Origin of the sequence: Marinomonas phycocola (assembly GCF_047525455.1) — a bacterium.
Lineage (GTDB): Bacteria > Pseudomonadota > Gammaproteobacteria > Pseudomonadales > Marinomonadaceae > Marinomonas.
Genome location: NZ_JBLIXL010000013.1, coordinates 1 through 20281, shown reverse-complemented (window position 1 = coordinate 20281; position 20281 = coordinate 1). Strand labels below are relative to the sequence as shown.

Below are 20281 nucleotides of genomic sequence, written 5' to 3'. Positions count from 1 at the left end.
AAAAAACCACTCTGACGTTAACCAATGTCAGGGTGCTTTTTTAACTTACTCTCTTAAATCACATAAACATTACGTAGATCAGGCGAGCATGATGCAATTCAACCACTCAGTATTTCGTACTTTAAAGCAACGGTAGATGGAGCTATTAATATAAGGAGTTATAAATCACTTCACCTGCACGAAAGCCGATAAACTCGCCTTCTTGCATTTGTTGCCACGTTTCATTTGTAGTTAATGGTTGGGTTGCAATGACCGTCACCACGTCTTTATCTGTGGTTACTTCGGAGAAGTTAATCGTAATGTCTTCGTCTGATAGGGTGGCTTTTTTAAACGGTGCTCTACGAGTAATCCAATGCAATTTGGTGCTACAATAACAAAACAAGAAATCTCCTTCAGATAGCATCATATTGAAAACCCCCATAGACTTAAGATGCTTAGCCAAACGACACAACGCTTTCGACAACTCGTTTTCATTTGGCATCGCATCACCAAACTCATTCGATAAGCTTTCTAGAATCCAACAAAAAGATCGCTCTGAATCGGTCGTTCCAATAGGAATAAATCGATTAACAGACAAGCTTTCTGAATTGGTCAATTGACCGTTATGCGCATAACTCCATGTCTTTCCCCATAACTGCCTTGAAAACGGATGAGTATTCGGTAAACACACTTCACCAACATTGGCTTGACGTATATGGCTGATTACAACCTCACACTTCAACGACGTACGGCTAATCACATCCGCCATATCTGAATCGGCACTTGGTCGAGGGTCGTGAATTGACCATACTTGGCCATGGCGATACATCGCCACGCCCCAGCCGTCTTTATGAGGCCCTGTGCGCCCACCCCTGGCCATTAAACCAGCAAAACTAAAGCAAATATCCGTTGGAACATTTGCACTCATTCCCAATAATTCACACATACACGTTCACACACACATTGACACATCTAAGTTGAGAGAGACCGTAAAACACAGGCCAATTAATCACTTTCACTCATCACATTAGCAGCGACATCTCTCTTCATCCGACGATATAAAAAATACACTGTTGCAAAAATAAACGCGGCTCCAAGATTAATAAGCACATAAAACCAAACATCACGCTCTGTCACTATCTCCTCTTGCCAGTCTGACACATTTTGAAATATTCGATCAGCCGTCTCTTCAAAACTCGGGTCCACACTGATATTTAGCGTACTATCACCAAAATCTGCACCTTCAGAACCACTCTCATCAAGCACTTCACTTACTTCCAGCGATGATGAAGTAAATACAGGCACAGCATCTTGACTGTCTAACTCAAATTGAGCGATAGACACTTTATTCCCCAGTTTATCTAAACGCTCCACTATCTCTGCAACCGCTTGGGTTCGGTCTACGTCCCAATAATTAGACCAATAGGTAAAGCGGCCACCAGATTGAGTCACCGCATCCAATCTCACTCTCACAGAGAAAATTTTCTCAGGATCAAAATCGACTTTTTCCCAATGACCCTGAGCAACAACAGGCAACTCGCTTTCAGTAACCACACCTTCTGAGGACGTTACTTCCAACACCAAGCGGCTATTTAAAATATCCAACCTCAAGTTAGTCGGTTTCACCGAATAGCTCATTATGCCTACACCACTGACCTTCAACTCAAGCTCAATAGGACTAACAACAGAAATATGTTGTACAACTTTTCTTGTAAAGCTGCCACCATCAACAAAACTGACTAACTCATAGCCACCTTCAGACAATAACCCATCAAATGTATTTTTATATTTAAAATCCAACTGAGGGATATCATCCAACTGACTAATCGAATCAATCACTTCACCATTCTTTTTATTGAGAGATTTACTCACTTGAATGACATCCAAAAAAGCCTGGTCTTGAATCAGTTCATTGTCTTGATAGAGCCCAATCTCAGAAAAGAAAGATTCATTTTGAAAAAGAACTGTTGGGATTGAATTGGCCTTAGCGCTTAAATCTGTGATAACGCGTATTGTACTTTTTCCAGTATTAACATTGTCGACGTTCCACGTCCCTACTATTGGGTCAACCACAGTCACTAGAGAGTAATATTCTCGATTCTCGCTTTTAACTTGCTTGGAGTTAGATAGATTCATTCTGCCTTTAGCATCAAACAATCGAAACTTCTCATTAGGTGCATGAAATACAAGTAGGGTAAATTCATCAATACTTTCATCGATAAAAAACGAGTTTCCTTCAAATGGAATTTGATCTGAATCAGAGCTCAATGAAAATATTTTGTTAAAAGCAGTCAGCAAGTCTTCAGGGAAGGCTACTTCAGTATGGGTCGCATTAGTTTTACTCGACAATGCTTTCAGCAGCTTCTTATCTGTGTGTCCAGTCATAGAAATTGTATGAAGGTATACTTCTCTTTTCACCAATTCATCTAACAGTTCACCTTTAATTCTTTCTCTAGAGGTTCCGTTAATTTCATCCTCTAAACTAATGTCCACCATGCCATCAGTCACAAGAATCCAGTGCTTTTCTGACTCTTTTTGCCCAGTAATTTCGTCCTTAAGCAATACATCAAGAATGGCCTCAAGATCTGTTTTTAGATCAGAGGTAACATAAGAATCAACATAAGAGGCCAATTTTTGTCGATGCTCAGGTGTCACAGCTGCATCAGGCAAAAGCACTCTCGGCTCCTCCCCAAACAGCCAGATCCCTAAAGACGTTTCTTTTTCTGGAGCAAGATCCGCAATCAAACGCAACGATTCAGAAGTCAGCTTATCAGGGTCACTGATAACCATACTCCCAGATGCATCGACAATAACTCTAAATTGCGTTGCCGCATAAAGAGACGAGCTAAAAGCAAACACACCAATTAGGGTCAATAATTTCAGAACTAATTTGATATACACAAGAATCCACTCCGTTAGGTTTGATATTATCAAGTAAAGCCCTAATTAGAGCCCTAAGTTCGCTCAAGACTTCTTAGCACAACATTACACGACTCACTTAAAAAACTAAGATAACCCTCACCCTACCCGATAAGATTCTGGCAGCCCATGCACCCAACGAATAACATGTAAGTCCCAATCCTCTTCATCAACTGTTGTTTCATTTTCTGCATATTTAGTCACAGTTAACCCTTGAAGAACCATTTCTTTTTGACTACCAACGATCAAAGGGTGCCAATTAGGCAATTCACCTGTTGACTGCAACACTCGATAACTGCAAGAGTCCGGCAACCACTTAAACTGATCAATACTGTCCGGAGTCAGTGTTATGCAGTTAGGTACAACCTCCTGACGCGTTGAATAAACACTGCATTGACATGTTTTTATATTTAACTGAGCACAAGACAAACGGGTAAAAAAGATTTCTTGGGTGTCGGTGTCTTCAATTTTTTGCAAACAACATTTGCCGCAACCATCACAGATCGACTCCCATTCGTCTGAAGTCATATCTTCAAGCTTAGTTGTTTTCCAAAAAGGTTCATAACGCTTTGCTATCATTAATACACCGCTTCCGTTGGGGCTTTATATAAATCGAGCAAATATTCTTCTTTAGCCGCAGGTAGCTGCAAATAAAAACCTTTTGATTCAATATCTTCCATAACTTTTTCAGCATCCGCTCTTGCTAACTTTTGATCTTTCTTAAGGAGCATAGTCATAACACTCGTGCCCTTTCCAAAACGATCCATAAGCACTTCAGGCACCGCCTTTAGACCTTCTGCTTTTTTAACATACAAGAACATGTCGCTATTGCGAGATGAACGGAAAATTTCAATAATCAAATGATTCATTATGTTCATTAAAGTCTCTTAGGGTTATTCATATTTGCCGAATTTTTTAAGAATTGGTGTAATAATAATGTCTTTACGCCACCCAGTCATGGAGATTGAATTTTCTTCTAATGGCGTACCGTTAAAAAGATGATACATAATTGGATCTAATAATTTACGCTTCAGCATCGCCTCTGGTGCAACCTTCAATTCATCCGCTCTGGCTCTGATAAATGCCTTCACAGATTTAGCTAAGTCCCCAGCATTAGAAGGCAACGGCATAGGCAGCAAATCAACCAGCTCATCTTCCGACAACTGTTTAACAATGTTCACTTTTTCCAAAATAACATCACCGTATAAGCGCTGCTGCTTATGCGTTATTTCTTCCGCTTTGGATATGGCCACATGGCTGTCAGGCAGAAGTTTGGCTAGGCACCACAGTGTACGATCTTTTAAAATTTGCCCTTTTGGTACATTTTCTTTACGAGCTTGCTCATCACGCCAAATAAATAACAAGCGTAAAAGCGTCAAACTACGTGCAGGCAAACGCCAAGCCGATTTTATACCACTCCAGTTCATTTCTGGATTTGTATTAATGCGATATTGCTCTTTCAATGTATCACAATCTTCAAGCGCCCAATCCAAGATGCCTTTTTCTTCTAGGGTTTTTCTTTGCAATGGATACACCTGAGCCAAGTAAACAACATCCAATGCTGCATAGCGTTTTTGTGCTTCGGTTAACGGTCGCTTTAACCAATCCGAGCGGGTTTCATCTTTTGCTACCTCAATACCAGTGTAAGCATGTATAAGCTTCACATAACTTAAAGACCACTGACCACTTGCATAGGCTTCACCAATTTGAGTATCAAAAAACGGTGCAGGCAATACGCCAATCAATTGTTCAAAAACATCCAAGTCTTCAGAACAAGCATGAAATACCTTCATGACATTTTGATTTTCCATTAATTGGGAAAACGGCGTCCAATCTGTAATAGACAAAGGATCAATCAAGACAGCTTGCTTGCCCTCACTCACCTGTATCAATCCAGCAATTGGGAAATAAGTAGTGCGTCGAATGAATTCAGTATCGACAGCAATAATAGGCAGCTCAGCCCAATAATCGCACCACGTTTTTAATTCTGAATTATTGTTTACCCAAATAAGGTTTACATTCTCTAATGAGGATTCCATACTACAGCTTCTTCCGCCCATCTAATGCCAACGCCAACGTATTACCATCAACAAATTCCAACTCACCACCCATAGGAACCCCATGAGCAATGCGACTTACGTCAATATTCAACTCTTTTAACAGCTCAGCAATATAATAGCTGGTTGCTTCGCCTTCCACCGTTGAGTTAGTGGCGATAATAACTTCAGAAACATTATTAAATTCAACAAGGTTTTTTAATTTATCTAAACCCAATTCATCAGGGCCAATACCATCAATTGGAGATAGGTGACCCATCAAGACAAAATAACGCCCTGAAAAGCAACCCGATGATTCAATGGCAATCACATCTGCAGGCGTTTCCACAATACACATCACACCTGTGTTGCGCTTATCATCTCGACAGATTTTACACTCAGCTTCTTCTGTCAAAGTACGGCAAGAAGAACACCTTCCAACTCGATCTAAAGCAGTGCGTAAAGCACCAGCCAAACGGTCGGCGCCCTTATATTCACGCTCAAGTAAGTACAATGCCATTTTCTGCGCTGATTTTGGACCCACTCCAGGTAAGCAACGCAATGACTCTATTAATTCATCAATGAGCGGACTGAACACGTATTTCTTCTCCTAAAATGGCATTTTGAAGCCTGGTGGTAATTGCATGCCAGCCGTCGCTTCATCCATTTTTTCTTTTTGTGTTGATTCAATATTTCTGACTGCATCATTGACAGCCGCCGCGATTAAATCTTCAAGCATTTCTTTATCTTCTTCGAAAAGGCTTTGATCTATGTGAACACGTTTCACATCATGACGCCCCGTCATGGATATTTTTACAAGACCTGCTCCAGACTGCCCTTCTACTTCCATATTGGCAATTTCATCTTGCACCTTCTGCACGTTTTCCTGCATTTTTTGAGCTTGGCGCATCATATTACCCATACCACCTTTGAACATGTTCTTTCTCCGTTAAGCTTTTACTTTTACTGATTCATAAATAAGTTGACCACTCAAGCTCTCACTAAGCCCTTTAACAATGGGATGTGAGTTTAAATGATCGATTGCTGCCTGTAGCGCTTCAGCACGTTTACTGGCAGCAAATTCTTCTGCCGTTACACCCGAAACATCTTCGACGGTATCGATTATCAAGGGAACGGCTAGGCCAAAAAAATCACCTAGAGCCTGTTGAATTTGCTCGTAACGCACTTGATTTAGCATGTGCCCATACTCTAGTGGCACCTGTATTTTTAAACCCAGCTCTGTTGCTTCTATTAGACTGGAATTCATCACAATATTTTGCACCAGACCAGTCAGATCAAGCCTTGGAGCGACTAGCCACCAGATTTGCATAGTTAATTCAGAAAAATGATATATTGGTGGTAATTCTATCGCAAGAGCAGGTTGGGCAATCGTATTAACAACGCGTTTTTGTGCTTTGGGTAATGATTCTTCATCACCTATTTCAAAAACACTCTCGGATTGATCAACACTGCCATCCTGATCTGTTGTCGATAATGCATTGACCAAATCGGAGACAGAAAAGTGAGGATCTATCGATTCATTAATAGTCCTTTCTTCAGCATCAAACTCATTTTCGTCTTCAGAACTTTCATCATCTACAACGGCATTTTTCATATGTTTCGTTTCAGAAGCCTCAGTCATCTTCACGTCGATGTCTTGCTTAACGACCGCACGCTCAACCTCAAGTTCTTCGATCTCTATAGAAAACTCTGGTTCAACAAAAGGCACGTTCATCTTGGAAGATTCTGAATGAGCCAGCGCCACACTGTCGTCACCTTCGTAATGCTCGGCAGGAGGATTCTCTGCATCTTCATGTGCAAAGTTAACCACCGTCTCAACAGCTTGAGATTCCAGCACTGGCTCTTCCCAAGGAGGACGCACCTCCGCAGACTTATAAAGAGAATCCGAAGACTCAGACGGCGTTACACTTACATCATCTTGCTCATTTAATAGAACAGGCAAATCAATCTTTGACTCATGTGGAGACGGTATACTAGGAGGAACATCAACGGTGCGCTCTACTGGTGTCACTGGAGAAGCATCGAGCGTTTTCTCAGTTCGCGCGACCTTTGGCTGAGCGACACTTGATTGAACTGCATTTGGCTGGACTACAGTCGGCTGGACAGGCTCAGAAGACATTTCAATATTAACAGGTGCCGCTGGCCTAAATGCGATAAGGCGCAACATCAACATTTCAAAACCAGACTTTGGCGAGTGTGCCAAATGCAGATCTTTGCGACCAATTAAAAGGTTTTGATACAGTAACTGCACTTCCTGAGGAGAAGTTCGTTTCGCTAGCATGTGAATGTGCTCTAAATCACCCAACTGATCTTCTAACGCTCCGGGAACCTGTTGCTCAATTGCAATACGATGAAAAACATCCATCAAACTCGCACAAATGGCCACAAAGTCGGGCTGATAATCCGCCAATTCATTTATTTTGTTTAATAACGCCAATGCATCACTACTGGTAATGTGTTCAACCAATGCCAGTATTTGACTTTGGTTGACTAAGCCGAGCATGGACGTTACGCCTGTTTCAGATATCACACCATCACCAAACGCAATTGCCTGATCGGTGAGGCTCAATGCGTCTCGCATACTACCATTAGCAGCTTGACCAATTTGCCATAAAGCGGCCTCTTCAAATGCAAGCTGCTCCTCCCCTAAAATTTTCGTTAGGTAAGTCACTATTCTTGAAGACGACATGTTTTTTAAATTGAACTGCAAACAGCGAGACAACACAGTAACAGGAAGTTTTTGAGGGTCAGTGGTCGCCAAAAGAAATTTCACATGAGCTGGTGGCTCTTCAAGCGTCTTTAACAGAGCATTAAAAGAGTGCGCAGACAGCATGTGCACTTCGTCTATCAAATAGACTTTAAAACGTCCTCTGGTCGGCGCATATTGCACATTTTCTAATAGTTCTCGTGTATCTTCTACTTTGGTTCTAGAGGCCGCATCCACTTCGATTAAATCAACAAAGTTACCTTGAGCGATTTCGACACAACTAGAACACGTACCACACGGCTCAGGAGAGATACCATTGGTTTCACAATTCAAACACTTCGCAAAAATTCGAGCTATGGTCGTTTTACCGACACCACGGGTACCGGTAAACAAATAGGCATGATGCAAACGTTGTTGGCGTAATGCATTAACTAAGGCTTGCAAGACATGATCTTGTCCTGCCATTTCGATAAAAGTTTGTGGTCGCCACTTACGGGCTAAAACTTGATAACTCATAATCCGCACTGGCTATTTGTGTGAGATCTGTCATTGTACGGCACAGACACCCTTTAGGGAACTACTTACCAAAGAGTATCTTAGAACTAAGCGCAGAAGTATTTTTCCATTATAGAATATTGAGTTAGCGATACTAATCTCCCACAATCATAACGCAAGTTTCTCCCTAAAACCCACACCCCTCTATCACGCAGTACCTATATTGCCTTAATGTAAAATGGAGACTATTATCTTTATTAAAATAAAGTGCATCATTTTACTTTGCTGCTCGTAAGGCTCTTTGACGTTCTTTTTCCAATTGCTTTTCTTGGCGATGCTTTTCTACCGCATGCGATACATCCGCACCGATGTGCTCTTCGCCACGCTCACGAGCCAGCTGAACCTGTCTTTCACGCTCAATAAACCGTTGGCGCTGCTGATCCGACACCTTATCAAAACAATGCACACAACTCACACCTTGCTGGAAACGCGCATCTCGCTTTTCTTCTTCCGTAATCGGCATACGACAAGCGTGACATTGATCGTACTCACCTTTTTCAAGATGATGATTTACAGACACACGATTATCAAAAACAAAGCATTCGCCTTCCCACATTGTTTCTTCAGGGGATACTTCCTCTAGATACTTAAGGATGCCACCTTCTAGATGATACACCTCTTCAAACCCCTGCTCTTTCATATACGCTGTGGATTTTTCACAACGAATGCCGCCAGTACAAAACATCGCTACTTTCTTTTGTTTTGTGGGATCCATGTTTTCCTTTACGTAATTAGGGAACTCTCTAAACGTATCTGTTTTTGGGTTTACCGCATTTTTAAAGGTGCCAATTTGCACCTCATAGTCATTACGCGTGTCCACCAGCACCACGTCTGGATCAGAAATAAGTGCATTCCAATCCTTTGGCTGAACATAAGTGCCCACGACTTCTTTTGGGTCAATGCCTTCAACGCCCATAGTAACAATTTCTTTTTTCAACTTTACCTTGGTACGGTAAAAAGGCATGTCATCATCGTAAGACTCTTTAGAAGACAAGTTATCCAACCCCGGCACCTTGGATAACCACACCAGCATGGTATCAATAGCCTCTCGACTACCAGCTACCGTGCCATTAATTCCCTCTGTGGCAAGCAGCAAAGTCCCACGAATGCCATTTTCTTCAAGTATGTTTTGCAACGGCTCACGCAATTCTTGGTGATTTTCTAAAGTGACGAATTTATATAAAGCACAAACAACAACAGACACGTTTCTCTCCTCTGCGATCTGGAACGTAAAACCAGAGCATTAATGACAATTTTTACTTCAATTTTTTACAGCAACCCAATTCACACTATTTTTAGCGGAGCGCATTATAGAAAATGCGCTGCGTAATTTCGACCCCAAAAATGCGTTTTTCATTGCGGTAAATCAATTAAGACTCAAATAGAGCAATACCCTTTAACGGACTGGGTCAACTCTAGAATGTTTCGATGCATTAATTCGAAACCACCCAGCAATACTATGGCGACACACTTTGGCAGGGTTGACTTGGTGATAGAAACTTTCGCTTAGAAAAACAACAAAGCGGCCCTTCTCTGGTCGAATGTGGGCAATTTCTTTCGCGGTATCGAATTCATCAAACAAGACCAATTCCCCACCATTATCTGTCTGCCAATCATTATTCAAATACAACACAGTCGATAACATCCGATTACTTTCACCTTTAAAAGCATCAAGATGTTTTTTATAAAACCCTCCTTTATCATAACGAGCAAAATGCGCTTCGTAATAAAAAAGCCCTAATAGAAGCGACCGGTTTAAGGCCACCCTCATTGCTTCCATTATCCCTAAGAACCTAGATCGAAGATCCGTATTGGCATCAATCCACAAAATACTGTCTCGTCGAGCATCCTGTTTCACCTGGTAATCAGTACGCCTACCGATACCTGCCTGTTGCAATGCAGTTCTTGGTAACTGAGAGGCCTCAGTGACTAAACTATCAATTAAATCGCTAGAAAAAAGATCATCAAGTACACACCACCCTTTAGATCTTAACGAGTCAATTAGCTCGTCCATTGCCACCTTTGAGAACACATTACTAGAACCAATTAAAAGGCTCATAAAACTCTTCCTAAAATACATCATTAGATCGAGTGACATGATACTGTAACAACCCTCTTTCTGACGCATTAAATATTATATTATTACCTTAAACATGATTCCTTTTAAACTTCGTGACTACCAAACCAAAGCAGTTCAAGCAACGCTCTCTCATTTTCGAACTTCCCTTGCCCCTGCCGTCATCGTATTACCAACTGGTGCAGGTAAAAGCCTAGTCATTGCAGAGCTCAGCCGTCTAGCGCGAGGCCGAGTACTTTGCCTTGCCCATGTAAAAGAACTCGTCGAACAAAACCACGCAAAATTTGAAGCAACAGGCAAAAAAGCAGGCATCTTTTCCGCAGGGCTCGGGCAAAAAACAGCATCCGAACACGTTACGTTTGCTAGTATTCAATCACTTTCACCGAATTTAACTGAGTTCAAACACGAAATAAGCTTATTGATTATTGATGAATGCCATCGAATTTCAGACAGCACAGACACTCAATACCAACAAGTCATCCAGCATCTTAAAGACATCAACCCCCAGATAAAAATCCTTGGATTAACAGCCACACCATTTCGCCTAGGATCAGGCTGGATTTACGAACAACACTATTATGGTTTTGTTCGTTCTACCGAGCCCAAACTGTTTAAAAAATGCATTTATGAATTGCCTTTGCGACAAATGATTAAAGAGGGCTATTTAACCAACCCTGTTTTATTTGATGCGGCCATCGCCCATTACGACTTTTCTAAAATGGAGACAAACCATAATCCAGAGGATGAAGGAAACCAGAACAACACATCCCTCAACACATTAGTCGGCAAATACCCTAGAGTAACTCAAGCCATTGTTGAGCAGATCATTCATCTTTCACAAGCTCGACAAGGGGTTATGATCTTTGCATCAACCGTGCAACATGCTCACGAAATCACCCAATACATACAAAATCAAGACCCTCATAATGGAGTTGAACTTGTCCATAGCAGCACCTCAATTACCGACAGAGACAAGATTATCCAGGCTTTCAAAGCGAAGCACATTAAATACCTAGTTAATGTCTCCGTGTTAACCACAGGTTTCGATGCACCACACGTAGATGTTATTGCCATTTTAAGACCCACTCAATCCATCAGCCTATTCCAACAAATTGTAGGTCGGGGATTGCGTCTCAGCGACAATAAGAAGGATTGTCTAATCTTAGATTACGCCAACAATGGTTACGATTTATTTATGCCAGAGGTTGGCGAAAAAAAACCTAAAAGCGACTCAGTTCCAGTACAGGTAGAGTGTCCAATCTGTGAATTTGCCAATACCTTTTGGGGAAAAACAGATCAGGATGGAGACATAATAGAGCACTTTGGCCGTCGATGTCATGGATTGGTCGAAAACCCCAATGCAGTTAATACAGAAGAAAGCTTAATCCAATGCAGTTATCGATTTCGGTTTAAAACTTGCCCACTGTGTAATGAAGAAAATGACATAGCAGCAAGGCACTGTCAGTCCTGTGAAGGAAGATTAATTGACCCAGACGATCTACTAAAAAAAGCACTCAATTTGAAAGACGCTAAAGTCATTCGCTGTGCTGGTATGGAAACAAACATCAAAGACAGCATATTAAGCATTCGATATTTTGACGAAGATGGCAGTGAACTTAAAGAAAAGTTTGATTTAAGAAAAAAAGCAGCACTCACTCGCTTCAATGAATATTTTGCTCGCCGACTGGCTCAAGCAACACGCCCTGTAGATTTTACTACGGCAGAAGAAGTAACACCATTTTTAGCATTCCTGCCCCATCCAGATTTTGTGATTGCAAAAAAGAAAGGTCAATATTGGAAAATTACAGAGCACATATTTGACTACGAAGGCCCCTATCGAAAAGCCAATCAACTTAACTAGCCATGTAGGTTACGCGCAATTTCCTCGCATAACGCAACAAGCCCTTAGTAAATTCAAAATAAAAAGAGCTAAGGGCTTGCTTATAGTATTCATTGAGGAGTATTTTCAACTCGGTCATGCAATTGTGTTTCAAGGTTTAACATGAAATCTTTAATGCGATCTGCATTCATCCCCCAATCCGCACTACCAGTACGTGAACTGGAGCGCATATCAACACGTGACAGCTCATTCTCTTGTCGGACACGAAAAACCACATCGTCCCTAAAACCAAATACGGGTGTACGTGCCGTCGCCTCAATTACACCCGCTTCAGGGTAAATTGCAACAACCTCCCACCCCTTCTCACCCACCAGCAATAACACTTCATTAAACACTTCCTCTCCACTCAAAAGAGAGAATGCGGGCTTTACATTCGGGTAATGCTCAAGTTGCACCCGAACCGATTCTGCATCATAAAGCGTGTCATTTTCCATTGATCGACGAATAAGAGGAACATGTATATAGCTTGGAGGCGTTTCAACATCCGTAGTAATATCAGATAAGTGAGGATGACCAGATTTCGAAAAATAAAACCCTAACCAAAACAAACCGTATATCAAAGGCAAGAATGCCGCACAACAAAAAATGAATTTACTGTTTGACCCCTTTTCGCACGGACAACGAAACACAAATAAAAAAGCCGCGATTGAAAGAACAATAGAAGCGATGACGCTTTTAGTCAGTAAAGCAAAGCCTGTTACTGGTTCAAAAAAACCGACTCGCACGCCTGCAATTGATACAAAGATTAAACACCCAAGTAACAATAGCAATATATATAAAATTGGTGAGATATACCGACTCATTTTTCACTCATCATTAATAAGAATTACTTAACAATATACCTCGGATGTTTCCCTGAAAAGCTCTAACACCTTGGTTTAACTTTGATTCCTTGTTATTTGCATAATTAGTAACCACAACCACCAATAGAGCACAATTTAAAAGTCAATTTTCATCGGTTTTGCATCGAACCCCAACTAAAAAAAGAGCGATACACCTATAATTTCAAAGAAATAAAACCGCTGACCTTCTCCCAAAATAAAATCATGGAGAAGCACACTCTCTAGTCTGCATGAGCCCAAAACAAGAGAAAACAATTGATTAATACAACCGTCACGTTACATAAACACAGAAAAATGCATATAGGGTAAACGACATCTAGTTGATGATCACATTTCAGCTAAAAATATGAAAAATGCCCTAACTTCGCATCAATAATCGACACAGTCCATTACTAAAAAATTGCACAGCTTGTCTCTTCTTTTTACCAAATAAAATTGGACCATTATCAAAAAACAAGAAATTTTTCCAATTACGGCTAAACACCCCCCAAGTCGTTTCAATCACTTCATCGCTGTGATAACAGAACAATACTTTCGTGTCACTGCCCCAATGCCCAACGTGACTCAAAATATCTTCTGGCAGACTTTCTTCATTAGATTCCCAACAAGATTCCCAATGAACACTTTCCTTTTGATGGATATCTAAATTTAACCAATCCGACTCAGTGAAATGATCAGGGTGCAAGTGATCTTCACTAACATAATCACGCCAAATATTATTCGCAAACTCCACCGACAAAACACGAATTTCATTCAAGTCTTCAGGAGAAACTTTAGGGTCATCGCGCTTAAAAGCCCATGCTTTTTTGAACGCATTAAAATCAGAATACTGCATACAGAAGGTTGTATCTCTCTCTTACACTTCATATCGTATAAACAGCCACTTACCTCCCAAGATAAAGCACGAAAATAAGGACCAAGAATCAAAATACCCGCTACCATACCGAATGCATTAACAACTATCAATAAGAGCACCCTTTCAGAAATGGGGCCCCTCTTGGATAAATGAAATATAGAAACCAGCAAATAGATGAGAAAAATTCACCTTTTATGTGAGAAAGCATCGTTTGTAGATTATCTCATCCTTTCATATTATGAGGTTGTTGTAATAAAACAACATTTTAACTTCATAGTATTTTAGGAGCTTAACATGGATACTCAAGAAAAATACGAAGCGTTATTGGCTGACTGGGGTTTTGACGGTACCGAATTCAAAAATACCAAAAAAACTTATGCGTTCATAGCCAAACAAAGCAAAGCAGCCATTGTATGGCTAGTCTCTGCCCGTGCAGCAGCAAGCGAAAACACCGTTAGAAATCGCTTTACTACGCAGTTTTAAATAAAAAGTACGGTATTGATGGGGTAAAAAAAATAATTAACCCTTTATCAATTACTTTTTAACATACTTTAATGACACTGAATGCCTTTCTAAACACCCACATTCTCAACCTCTCTTCAACAAATTACATACAATCAATACACCGCTCTTCTACCCATTTGTTCATACACTTTTACTATTTCGTAAAAAAGAAACAAGAATTTCTCCACCTCTAAGTACGAATAACGTAACATTAGATCACTAATATTCACTTGCCCAATTTGTAATTTAAGAGACTGTATTATGTACGAAGCCATAATCTTCGACTGTGATGGTGTGATTGTCGATACTGAAAACATGATCAATAAAATTTTCCAAGAAGAGCTAGCTATATTAGGTCTTAACCTTACCCATAAAGAGATGGATCACTATTTTAGTGGATATGCCGCTACCGCCAACCTAATCACCATTGCTGAATTATTAAACGCTCCGGTGCCTGATGGGTTCAGTGAAAAAGTACAAAGCCGCTTTAAAGACGCCATGACAGAAAGCCTCACGCCTATTCCCGGAATAATAGAGTTACTCAAAAAAGTTAAATGCCCTTTTGCAATGGCAACCAACTCCAGAACCGAGTCACTTAAATTCAAACTGACTAAAATAGGCTTGTTAGACACATTCAAAGTTCGCTTTTGCGTTGAAGACGTAGAAAACCCAAAACCAAGCCCAGACCTTTATTTAAAAGCAGCAGAGGCATTGCAGATTGAACCACAGCATTGCATTGCGATTGAGGATTCGGTCGCAGGCATCACGGCAGCAGCAAGTGCAGGCATGACGGTATACGCGTACAGCGCATCGATGGACAAGGAAGCACAACTCAATGCTGGCGCAGCACTGACATTCGACTCCATGAAAGAATTGGAAACGCTACTGAGTCTATAACATACAAACACAGAACGACGGTCAGATAGTAAACCGTCGCTCTTACCTATTACCTCTTACACCTTACAAAAGCCTGTTACTTCTTCAGTTGCTTCAATAATGTCTTAGGCAAATCAGTGATCACCAACGAATTGGTCTCTTCATCAAAGCGAATAGACTCGCCCAGTAGAGCACTGTCAAAACTCAAGGTGAGCGCACGTGAACTACCAGAATAACGGGTCAATTTTTTCAGTGCGGCCTTTTCAACAAACATGTCTCGATCCAAGGCAAAACTCTCTGATTCGGCAATTTCCATAAACAATCCAGCGTCATCAGGAGAAAAGCGCTCTTCCACTTCTTTCGCCATTTCGACCAAATCGAGGCGCTCATTCTCATCCGCTTTTTCTAAACACAACTCAGAGACAACACGTTTTAGCTCGTTGGCTTTTGGTGTCGGCAAGGATTTCATTTCACAATACGCCGACGTTACGTCCACCAGTTTACGGGTTTCTTTTGCCGTCACTTTTGGTTCATCACACCCGATAAAACGAGTAAAGTAATCACTTTCTACTTTATTCGCACGACCAAAACGAAATGAGATATAACGACTTTCATCTTGTGATGCCCACGCAGACAAATTAATCCGCATGGCCATATGCAATTTTTCTAATTCGATCTGTTCAATTTGCGCCAAGCTTAAATCCGCATTAAGGATCATGCCCTGCTTACGCTTTAATAAAACAATGAAAAGAAAATGCGTATCATGCAATTCATAATGGTTAAACCACAACAACCCACCTTCTGCCTCTTCAACGTCACCAATACAAGAGACAAAATCCGAAGCACACGCTTTTGAAAACGCGGCAAAATCATTGAAACCATTTTCACCATAAAACTGAGTCAGCAACGTCGGTAGCTTTGCCCCCGTCTCACTGCCCTGTGGATTGGTAAACTGCCCTGTGTTCATCCCAGAACGATTAAACAGGCTACCCACCTGCTCCGCCAGCACCTCAGCTTGGGCATCTATCGCATTTTCTGTCGGTCTCGCAACCAGCACCGCTTTACTTGAACCCGCGTTTTTTTGTACTTCATGTACAATTAAGTTTGCAATTGACATTGCCCCCCCCCTAAAAAATCGAAGAAAATATATACAAATTACAGTAATTTTACTGTATTGTAGAACGTTAACCCAAAACATTAACCATGAAATAATCTGTTGATACATTATGACAAAACTTCCAACAACCAAAAGAGAAACTCGTGCTGAGATAAATGCTCAAATCGAAGAGTTCTTAAAATCTAAGGGAGAAATCACTCAAGCGAATATGGGTGAGTCTGGATTAGTGGATGGCAAGTATAACACGAGCCATGTTGGATTTACTGGGCCAAAACAAACAAGAACGCCATTGAATTACGTTGTCGCCACATTAGCACTACGCAAACAGCAGAAATACAATAACCTCCCTAAGACAACCACCAATAACAGCCCTAAAAGAAAAGTAATCTACGACGACTTCGGAGACCCTATCAGGTGGGTGTGGGAAGAGTAACCTACTGATCACCGTTATTTCTAACCATAACGAAACTTCTCTATAGTCATCCTTGAATAATAGACCAAAAGCAACCCCTCTCGACATAAAAAACATTGATGCACATTGACATATAAATACATCAAGATAGTTTTGTTTTCATCATGAGTTGTACGTAATTCTGATGTTAACTAAAAAATGGACCTTAAGGATTATCATGAAAATATTAAATTTATCTCTTCTTTCTTAGTCGTATTAAGCACTCAAAGTTCTGCGGAACAGTTCCAAATACAAAAAGATATACAACCATATAGAATGTTAGTACTAAGTGCTGCAGGAGGAATCTCGGGAGCTTCAGCCTCAGTTTCAGGCTTTGATTTAGATAGGATTGAGATACCTTACTATCAACGCAAAGGCAAAATTACTGGCGTCGAATACACAACAGCAAGCTACCCTGCCCCTAATGAGATTGTAGAAATTTGTTATGTTCGTCCCTATCGTATAGATCCTCTTTTTTGCGATAGTGATATTGCTCCAAATTCTACAGGTATAACACATAGATTCGATGGCCAGGAATTTGCACCGGGAATAGAAATTAAAATTATTCATAGAGTTGACTCTACAGGGGAACTGCATTACTCGGCTCCAAACAGAATGGAAAGTGTAACAATCCATTACGACAGCTATAGATAACTTAAACATTGCCTTACATTAAATACGTGTAAGGCATTTTCTACTATTTCAATTCAAATATTACCAGGAATAATATATGGATATAAAAGGATTTATTACAGAAAACAGTAGCAAGATACCAATTACGACAAATAATCAGAAGCCACCTGAAATAGTAAAGAGCTTACGTTCTGACAATTCAATCTCGTCATTTTCTCAAAAATTAGCCAAGGCAGAGACTTCGATTAATGACAGTAAATTAAAAAATTTACCACCCTCTGAGTTACGAGACATTCTGAATACAATAAAAGAAACACCTTACTCAAATACGCTTGATGATTCACCTCTACTTAAACTGCCTAAACCACAATTAGAGTCGGTGATTTTTGACATTAGCGATTCCTTTTCAAGTTCTGAAAAGCGTTTAGCATTAGATACATGGTACTCAATAGAGGATGATTGGGTAAAAAGTTTGTTTAATAGTCATTTGTCTCTCGCCAATAATTCAGACTTGTCACCTACGATATCTAACGATTTTCAATCTCGCCAGCAATCCATATCACCTTTTGAAAAAGCGCTCCTCCCTGAGGATTATGAGAACCTGTTAAATGAACGCTTTAATAGCTTGAACACAATTCCCGAACCAAGCAGTTCTAAAGGGTACGATTTGATGATCGAGGAGTTTTACGGCGGAGTCATAAAACCGCCTGTTAGCGGTGTAAATGGCATGGGAAGAGATAAAGTACTGCTTCCTCTGACTGAGTTCTTAACAACGAAAGACCGTGAGCTTTTTGGTGAAATGTTTGCCTATGCAGAGAAAGAGAATATTGATTTTAAACACTTAAGAAGTTTAGCAACAGATTTAGGTCGTTATCGCCAACATAACGATGGAAAGCTATCAGGAGGTTTTAATACTGGGCATTTCGATCTTGAAGGACATCAACTCACTGTCAGCTTTATTCCTGAAGATGAAGCAATTGTTGAGAGGGTCTCAAACAGCGACGCTCTCGATTCGACCAAACTTGATAAGAAATTTCTTAATCATCTACTAGACCCCAGTTTTGGCGCATTAATGCACTCTACTGATTTTGAGTTTTTAGAACACATGATTCATATTTTTAGTGATGAAGGATCAACAAGTGAAAGTTCAGAAGGACGCTTTGCAAACTACACCACCTCTTCTAAAGAAGGCAATAAAGGCATTATTCACACTTCTGAGGAAGTTGTCTTTACATTACCAGAACCTGTTTTCAAAGTAGTGAATGGCGTAGGGATCATAACGCCGAAAGGAATAGCAGAAGGGTTTAAACCAAATAACAGTATGGAATTGGATAACAACCTATTCCCCTACTTGATGAACACTCAATTTAATTCTCTTAATTCGTTACTTCTTCTATTAGACGATCATAAAAAGAATAAAGAGCCTTCATCAATAGAATTACTTTATGAATAAGTAATTAAAAGAAGTAATCTACACAAGCAATATAGATTACTTCTTTTTAAAACTTTCTTAAATCACCCAAGCATCTCTTTAGATAAATACATTATTTCCTTGTTTTGAAATTCAGCTTTGCGTGAAAATACGCTACCATCATTGCCATACACATTATGGAGAGAACCATGTCTATTCGTTATTTACACGCGATGATTCGCACTAACCTACCAGAAGAAAGCCACACGTTTTACACACAAGGTTTAGGATTAATCAAAACACGCCAGTATGACAGTGAAAAAGGCCGCTTCTCCCTTATCTATTACGCAACAGAAGAAGGTGCACCAGAAGTAGAGCTCACACACAACTGGGATCATAGAGAGTACGATAATGGCGATCAATTCGGCCATTTAGCCTTTGAAGTCGCGGATATTTACCAAGTTTGCCAAACCCTAAGCGATCAAGGCGTCACTATTTTACGCCCGCCAAGGGACGGCCATATGGCATTTATTAAAGACCCTAACGGTATCTCCATCGAGCTACTACAAGAAGGCAAAAGCCTTGAAGCGCAAGAACCTTGGGCCTCAATGGAAAACACAGGAAACTGGTAAAAAACAACCAACCCACTTGATACAAGTGGTTTTGATCATTTTCGTGGCGTCACGAAAATGATCAATTCAGAGAAAGAGATAATGCCCTTCTTTTAACATTTCGTTCATATCCTGCTGAGTGTGCACAATCAGCCCAAGTGGTGCTTTGATTCTACGGGCGATTTTATTTTCCACCACGTACCAGACTTCGTACGCCTTTACCAAGGCAATTTGATTCACAATTATCAATATATCGTAATCACTCACATAACCATTCGCCGTATCATTCACCCACGTGCCTTTTGCACAACTACCAAATAAAATGATCTTATTAATACCGTACTTAGCCCGCTTACCCGACCCGTCCTACATAAAATCATCAAGCACATCTCGGATGATGTTCGCGATGGTTTCAATGTCTTGCAATTTACGTTCTGACAAGGGCCTAAATGTGAAACCACATAGCTAATGCATGACCAACCGTGATTGCTTTTAGCGCATCACGGTGGCTTGTACTGTCAAATTGATGGGCTGCCGTATTGCCTAATCCTAAATTCAGATAATAAGTGCGACACTGCTAATCAGGTGTAGAAGAAGCCAACTGCTGAAGTTGGTACACTTCTTTTCACCACAAAACTAAGCAGTACCAACATGAATTATCACCAGTTGACCGAAGGCAAAAGATACCAGATTTCTGCTCTTTTAGGGCAAGAAATATCAGTGGCAAATATTGCACGTACACTAAATTGTCATAGAGCTACGATTTATCGTGAGTTAAAGCGGAAT

At 40.5% G+C, this 20281-nt stretch carries 22 protein-coding genes; 8 read left to right on the top strand and 14 right to left on the bottom strand.

Features of this window, described 5'->3' with window-relative positions:
* Nucleotides 1-145 precede the first annotated feature (145 nt).
* The 10 genes from ACMUMJ_RS10735 to ACMUMJ_RS10690 form a co-directional block, all read right to left on the bottom strand.
* Nucleotides 146-925 (bottom strand): class II glutamine amidotransferase, encoded by a 780-nt coding sequence (locus ACMUMJ_RS10735; protein ID WP_414678829.1) that lies wholly within the window; start codon nt 923-925, stop codon nt 146-148.
* Nucleotides 926-984: 59 nt separating this feature from the next.
* Nucleotides 985-2880 (bottom strand): VWA domain-containing protein, encoded by a 1896-nt coding sequence (locus ACMUMJ_RS10730; RefSeq protein WP_414678828.1) that lies wholly within the window; start codon nt 2878-2880, stop codon nt 985-987.
* 117 nt (nt 2881-2997) lie between these two features.
* On the bottom strand, nt 2998-3477 hold the full coding sequence (locus ACMUMJ_RS10725) for a YcgN family cysteine cluster protein (protein WP_414678827.1): 480 nt from the start codon (nt 3475-3477) through the stop codon (nt 2998-3000).
* Nucleotides 3477-3776 (bottom strand): YcgL domain-containing protein, encoded by a 300-nt coding sequence (locus ACMUMJ_RS10720; RefSeq protein WP_414678826.1) that lies wholly within the window; start codon nt 3774-3776, stop codon nt 3477-3479. Before ACMUMJ_RS10720 ends, ACMUMJ_RS10725 begins: the two co-directional genes overlap by 1 nt.
* 15 nt (nt 3777-3791) lie before the next feature.
* Complete coding sequence (gene rnd, locus ACMUMJ_RS10715) at nt 3792-4937, bottom strand: ribonuclease D (RefSeq protein WP_414678825.1); 1146 nt, start codon at nt 4935-4937, stop codon at nt 3792-3794.
* Nucleotide 4938: 1 nt separating this feature from the next.
* The gene (gene recR / locus ACMUMJ_RS10710) at nt 4939-5532 is read right to left on the bottom strand and encodes a recombination mediator RecR (RefSeq protein WP_414678824.1); all 594 of its coding nucleotides are present in this window, start codon (nt 5530-5532) and stop codon (nt 4939-4941) included.
* A gap of 12 nt (nt 5533-5544) precedes the next feature.
* Nucleotides 5545-5871 (bottom strand): YbaB/EbfC family nucleoid-associated protein, encoded by a 327-nt coding sequence (locus ACMUMJ_RS10705; protein WP_414678823.1) that lies wholly within the window; start codon nt 5869-5871, stop codon nt 5545-5547.
* A 12-nt stretch (nt 5872-5883) separates the two neighbouring features.
* On the bottom strand, nt 5884-8178 hold the full coding sequence (dnaX, locus tag ACMUMJ_RS10700; protein ID WP_414678822.1) for a DNA polymerase III subunit gamma/tau: 2295 nt from the start codon (nt 8176-8178) through the stop codon (nt 5884-5886).
* Between the two features lie 256 nt (nt 8179-8434).
* Complete coding sequence (gene trhO / locus ACMUMJ_RS10695; protein WP_414678821.1) at nt 8435-9421, bottom strand: oxygen-dependent tRNA uridine(34) hydroxylase TrhO; 987 nt, start codon at nt 9419-9421, stop codon at nt 8435-8437.
* Between the two features lie 192 nt (nt 9422-9613).
* Nucleotides 9614-10276, bottom strand: a complete 663-nt coding sequence (locus ACMUMJ_RS10690; RefSeq protein ID WP_414678819.1) for a 2OG-Fe(II) oxygenase — start codon at nt 10274-10276, stop codon at nt 9614-9616.
* Between the two features lie 94 nt (nt 10277-10370).
* On the opposite strand from ACMUMJ_RS10690, the gene radD reads away from it, so the two are divergent.
* The gene (radD, locus tag ACMUMJ_RS10685; protein ID WP_414678818.1) at nt 10371-12155 is read left to right on the top strand and encodes a DNA repair helicase RadD; all 1785 of its coding nucleotides are present in this window, start codon (nt 10371-10373) and stop codon (nt 12153-12155) included.
* Nucleotides 12156-12244: 89 nt separating this feature from the next.
* Here radD and ACMUMJ_RS10680 read toward each other — a convergent pair whose 3' ends face one another.
* Nucleotides 12245-12997, bottom strand: a complete 753-nt coding sequence (locus ACMUMJ_RS10680; RefSeq protein ID WP_414678817.1) for a DUF1499 domain-containing protein — start codon at nt 12995-12997, stop codon at nt 12245-12247.
* Between the two features lie 397 nt (nt 12998-13394).
* Complete coding sequence (locus ACMUMJ_RS10675) at nt 13395-13871, bottom strand: DUF2947 family protein (protein ID WP_414678816.1); 477 nt, start codon at nt 13869-13871, stop codon at nt 13395-13397.
* A 315-nt stretch (nt 13872-14186) separates the two neighbouring features.
* On the opposite strand from ACMUMJ_RS10675, the gene ACMUMJ_RS10670 reads away from it, so the two are divergent.
* Nucleotides 14187-14375 carry a hypothetical protein gene (locus ACMUMJ_RS10670; RefSeq protein ID WP_414678815.1) on the top strand — a complete coding sequence of 63 codons (189 nt, stop codon included), beginning with the start codon at nt 14187-14189 and terminating at the stop codon, nt 14373-14375.
* A gap of 282 nt (nt 14376-14657) precedes the next feature.
* The gene (locus tag ACMUMJ_RS10665) at nt 14658-15293 is read left to right on the top strand and encodes an HAD family hydrolase (protein ID WP_414678814.1); all 636 of its coding nucleotides are present in this window, start codon (nt 14658-14660) and stop codon (nt 15291-15293) included.
* A gap of 76 nt (nt 15294-15369) precedes the next feature.
* Here ACMUMJ_RS10665 and ACMUMJ_RS10660 read toward each other — a convergent pair whose 3' ends face one another.
* Complete coding sequence (locus ACMUMJ_RS10660) at nt 15370-16389, bottom strand: nucleoid-associated protein (protein ID WP_414678813.1); 1020 nt, start codon at nt 16387-16389, stop codon at nt 15370-15372.
* Nucleotides 16390-16498: 109 nt separating this feature from the next.
* Between ACMUMJ_RS10660 and ACMUMJ_RS10655 the strand changes: the two genes are divergently transcribed.
* From ACMUMJ_RS10655 to ACMUMJ_RS10640, 4 genes are all read left to right on the top strand, one after another.
* On the top strand, nt 16499-16822 hold the full coding sequence (locus ACMUMJ_RS10655; RefSeq protein ID WP_414678812.1) for a hypothetical protein: 324 nt from the start codon (nt 16499-16501) through the stop codon (nt 16820-16822).
* Nucleotides 16823-16999: 177 nt separating this feature from the next.
* Nucleotides 17000-17494, top strand: a complete 495-nt coding sequence (locus tag ACMUMJ_RS10650; protein WP_414678811.1) for a hypothetical protein — start codon at nt 17000-17002, stop codon at nt 17492-17494.
* Between the two features lie 76 nt (nt 17495-17570).
* Nucleotides 17571-18926 carry a hypothetical protein gene (locus ACMUMJ_RS10645; protein ID WP_414678810.1) on the top strand — a complete coding sequence of 452 codons (1356 nt, stop codon included), beginning with the start codon at nt 17571-17573 and terminating at the stop codon, nt 18924-18926.
* 167 nt (nt 18927-19093) lie between these two features.
* Nucleotides 19094-19516: a VOC family protein gene (locus ACMUMJ_RS10640; protein WP_414678809.1), complete on the top strand. Its 423-nt coding sequence runs from the start codon at nt 19094-19096 to the stop codon at nt 19514-19516.
* A gap of 66 nt (nt 19517-19582) precedes the next feature.
* On the opposite strand, the gene ACMUMJ_RS10635 is transcribed toward ACMUMJ_RS10640, so the two are convergent.
* Nucleotides 19583-19831 carry a nucleotidyltransferase domain-containing protein gene (locus ACMUMJ_RS10635; protein ID WP_414678893.1) on the bottom strand — a complete coding sequence of 83 codons (249 nt, stop codon included), beginning with the start codon at nt 19829-19831 and terminating at the stop codon, nt 19583-19585.
* A gap of 315 nt (nt 19832-20146) precedes the next feature.
* Here ACMUMJ_RS10635 and ACMUMJ_RS10630 point away from each other — a divergent pair.
* Nucleotides 20147-20281, top strand: a 135-nt coding sequence (locus ACMUMJ_RS10630; RefSeq protein WP_414678892.1) for a helix-turn-helix domain-containing protein, incomplete at its 3' end; no start/stop codon positions are given.

What these genes read in the sequence shown, in the direction of transcription:
- ACMUMJ_RS10735 (WP_414678829.1), bottom strand. Translation starts at nt 925, where the DNA reads ATGTGTGAATTATTGGGAATGAGTGCAAATGTTCCAACGGATATTTGC.
- ACMUMJ_RS10725 (WP_414678827.1), bottom strand. Translation starts at nt 3,477, where the DNA reads ATGATAGCAAAGCGTTATGAACCTTTTTGGAAAACAACTAAGCTTGAA.
- ACMUMJ_RS10720 (WP_414678826.1), bottom strand. Translation starts at nt 3,776, where the DNA reads ATGAACATAATGAATCATTTGATTATTGAAATTTTCCGTTCATCTCGC.
- rnd (WP_414678825.1), bottom strand. Translation starts at nt 4,937, where the DNA reads ATGGAATCCTCATTAGAGAATGTAAACCTTATTTGGGTAAACAATAAT.
- ACMUMJ_RS10705 (WP_414678823.1), bottom strand. Translation starts at nt 5,871, where the DNA reads ATGTTCAAAGGTGGTATGGGTAATATGATGCGCCAAGCTCAAAAAATG.
- dnaX (WP_414678822.1), bottom strand. Translation starts at nt 8,178, where the DNA reads ATGAGTTATCAAGTTTTAGCCCGTAAGTGGCGACCACAAACTTTTATC.
- ACMUMJ_RS10690 (WP_414678819.1), bottom strand. Translation starts at nt 10,276, where the DNA reads ATGAGCCTTTTAATTGGTTCTAGTAATGTGTTCTCAAAGGTGGCAATG.
- radD (WP_414678818.1), top strand. Translation starts at nt 10,371, where the DNA reads ATGATTCCTTTTAAACTTCGTGACTACCAAACCAAAGCAGTTCAAGCA.
- ACMUMJ_RS10680 (WP_414678817.1), bottom strand. Translation starts at nt 12,997, where the DNA reads ATGAGTCGGTATATCTCACCAATTTTATATATATTGCTATTGTTACTT.
- ACMUMJ_RS10675 (WP_414678816.1), bottom strand. Translation starts at nt 13,871, where the DNA reads ATGCAGTATTCTGATTTTAATGCGTTCAAAAAAGCATGGGCTTTTAAG.
- ACMUMJ_RS10670 (WP_414678815.1), top strand. Translation starts at nt 14,187, where the DNA reads ATGGATACTCAAGAAAAATACGAAGCGTTATTGGCTGACTGGGGTTTT.
- ACMUMJ_RS10665 (WP_414678814.1), top strand. Translation starts at nt 14,658, where the DNA reads ATGTACGAAGCCATAATCTTCGACTGTGATGGTGTGATTGTCGATACT.
- ACMUMJ_RS10660 (WP_414678813.1), bottom strand. Translation starts at nt 16,389, where the DNA reads ATGTCAATTGCAAACTTAATTGTACATGAAGTACAAAAAAACGCGGGT.
- ACMUMJ_RS10655 (WP_414678812.1), top strand. Translation starts at nt 16,499, where the DNA reads ATGACAAAACTTCCAACAACCAAAAGAGAAACTCGTGCTGAGATAAAT.
- ACMUMJ_RS10650 (WP_414678811.1), top strand. Translation starts at nt 17,000, where the DNA reads ATGGACCTTAAGGATTATCATGAAAATATTAAATTTATCTCTTCTTTC.
- ACMUMJ_RS10645 (WP_414678810.1), top strand. Translation starts at nt 17,571, where the DNA reads ATGGATATAAAAGGATTTATTACAGAAAACAGTAGCAAGATACCAATT.
- ACMUMJ_RS10640 (WP_414678809.1), top strand. Translation starts at nt 19,094, where the DNA reads ATGTCTATTCGTTATTTACACGCGATGATTCGCACTAACCTACCAGAA.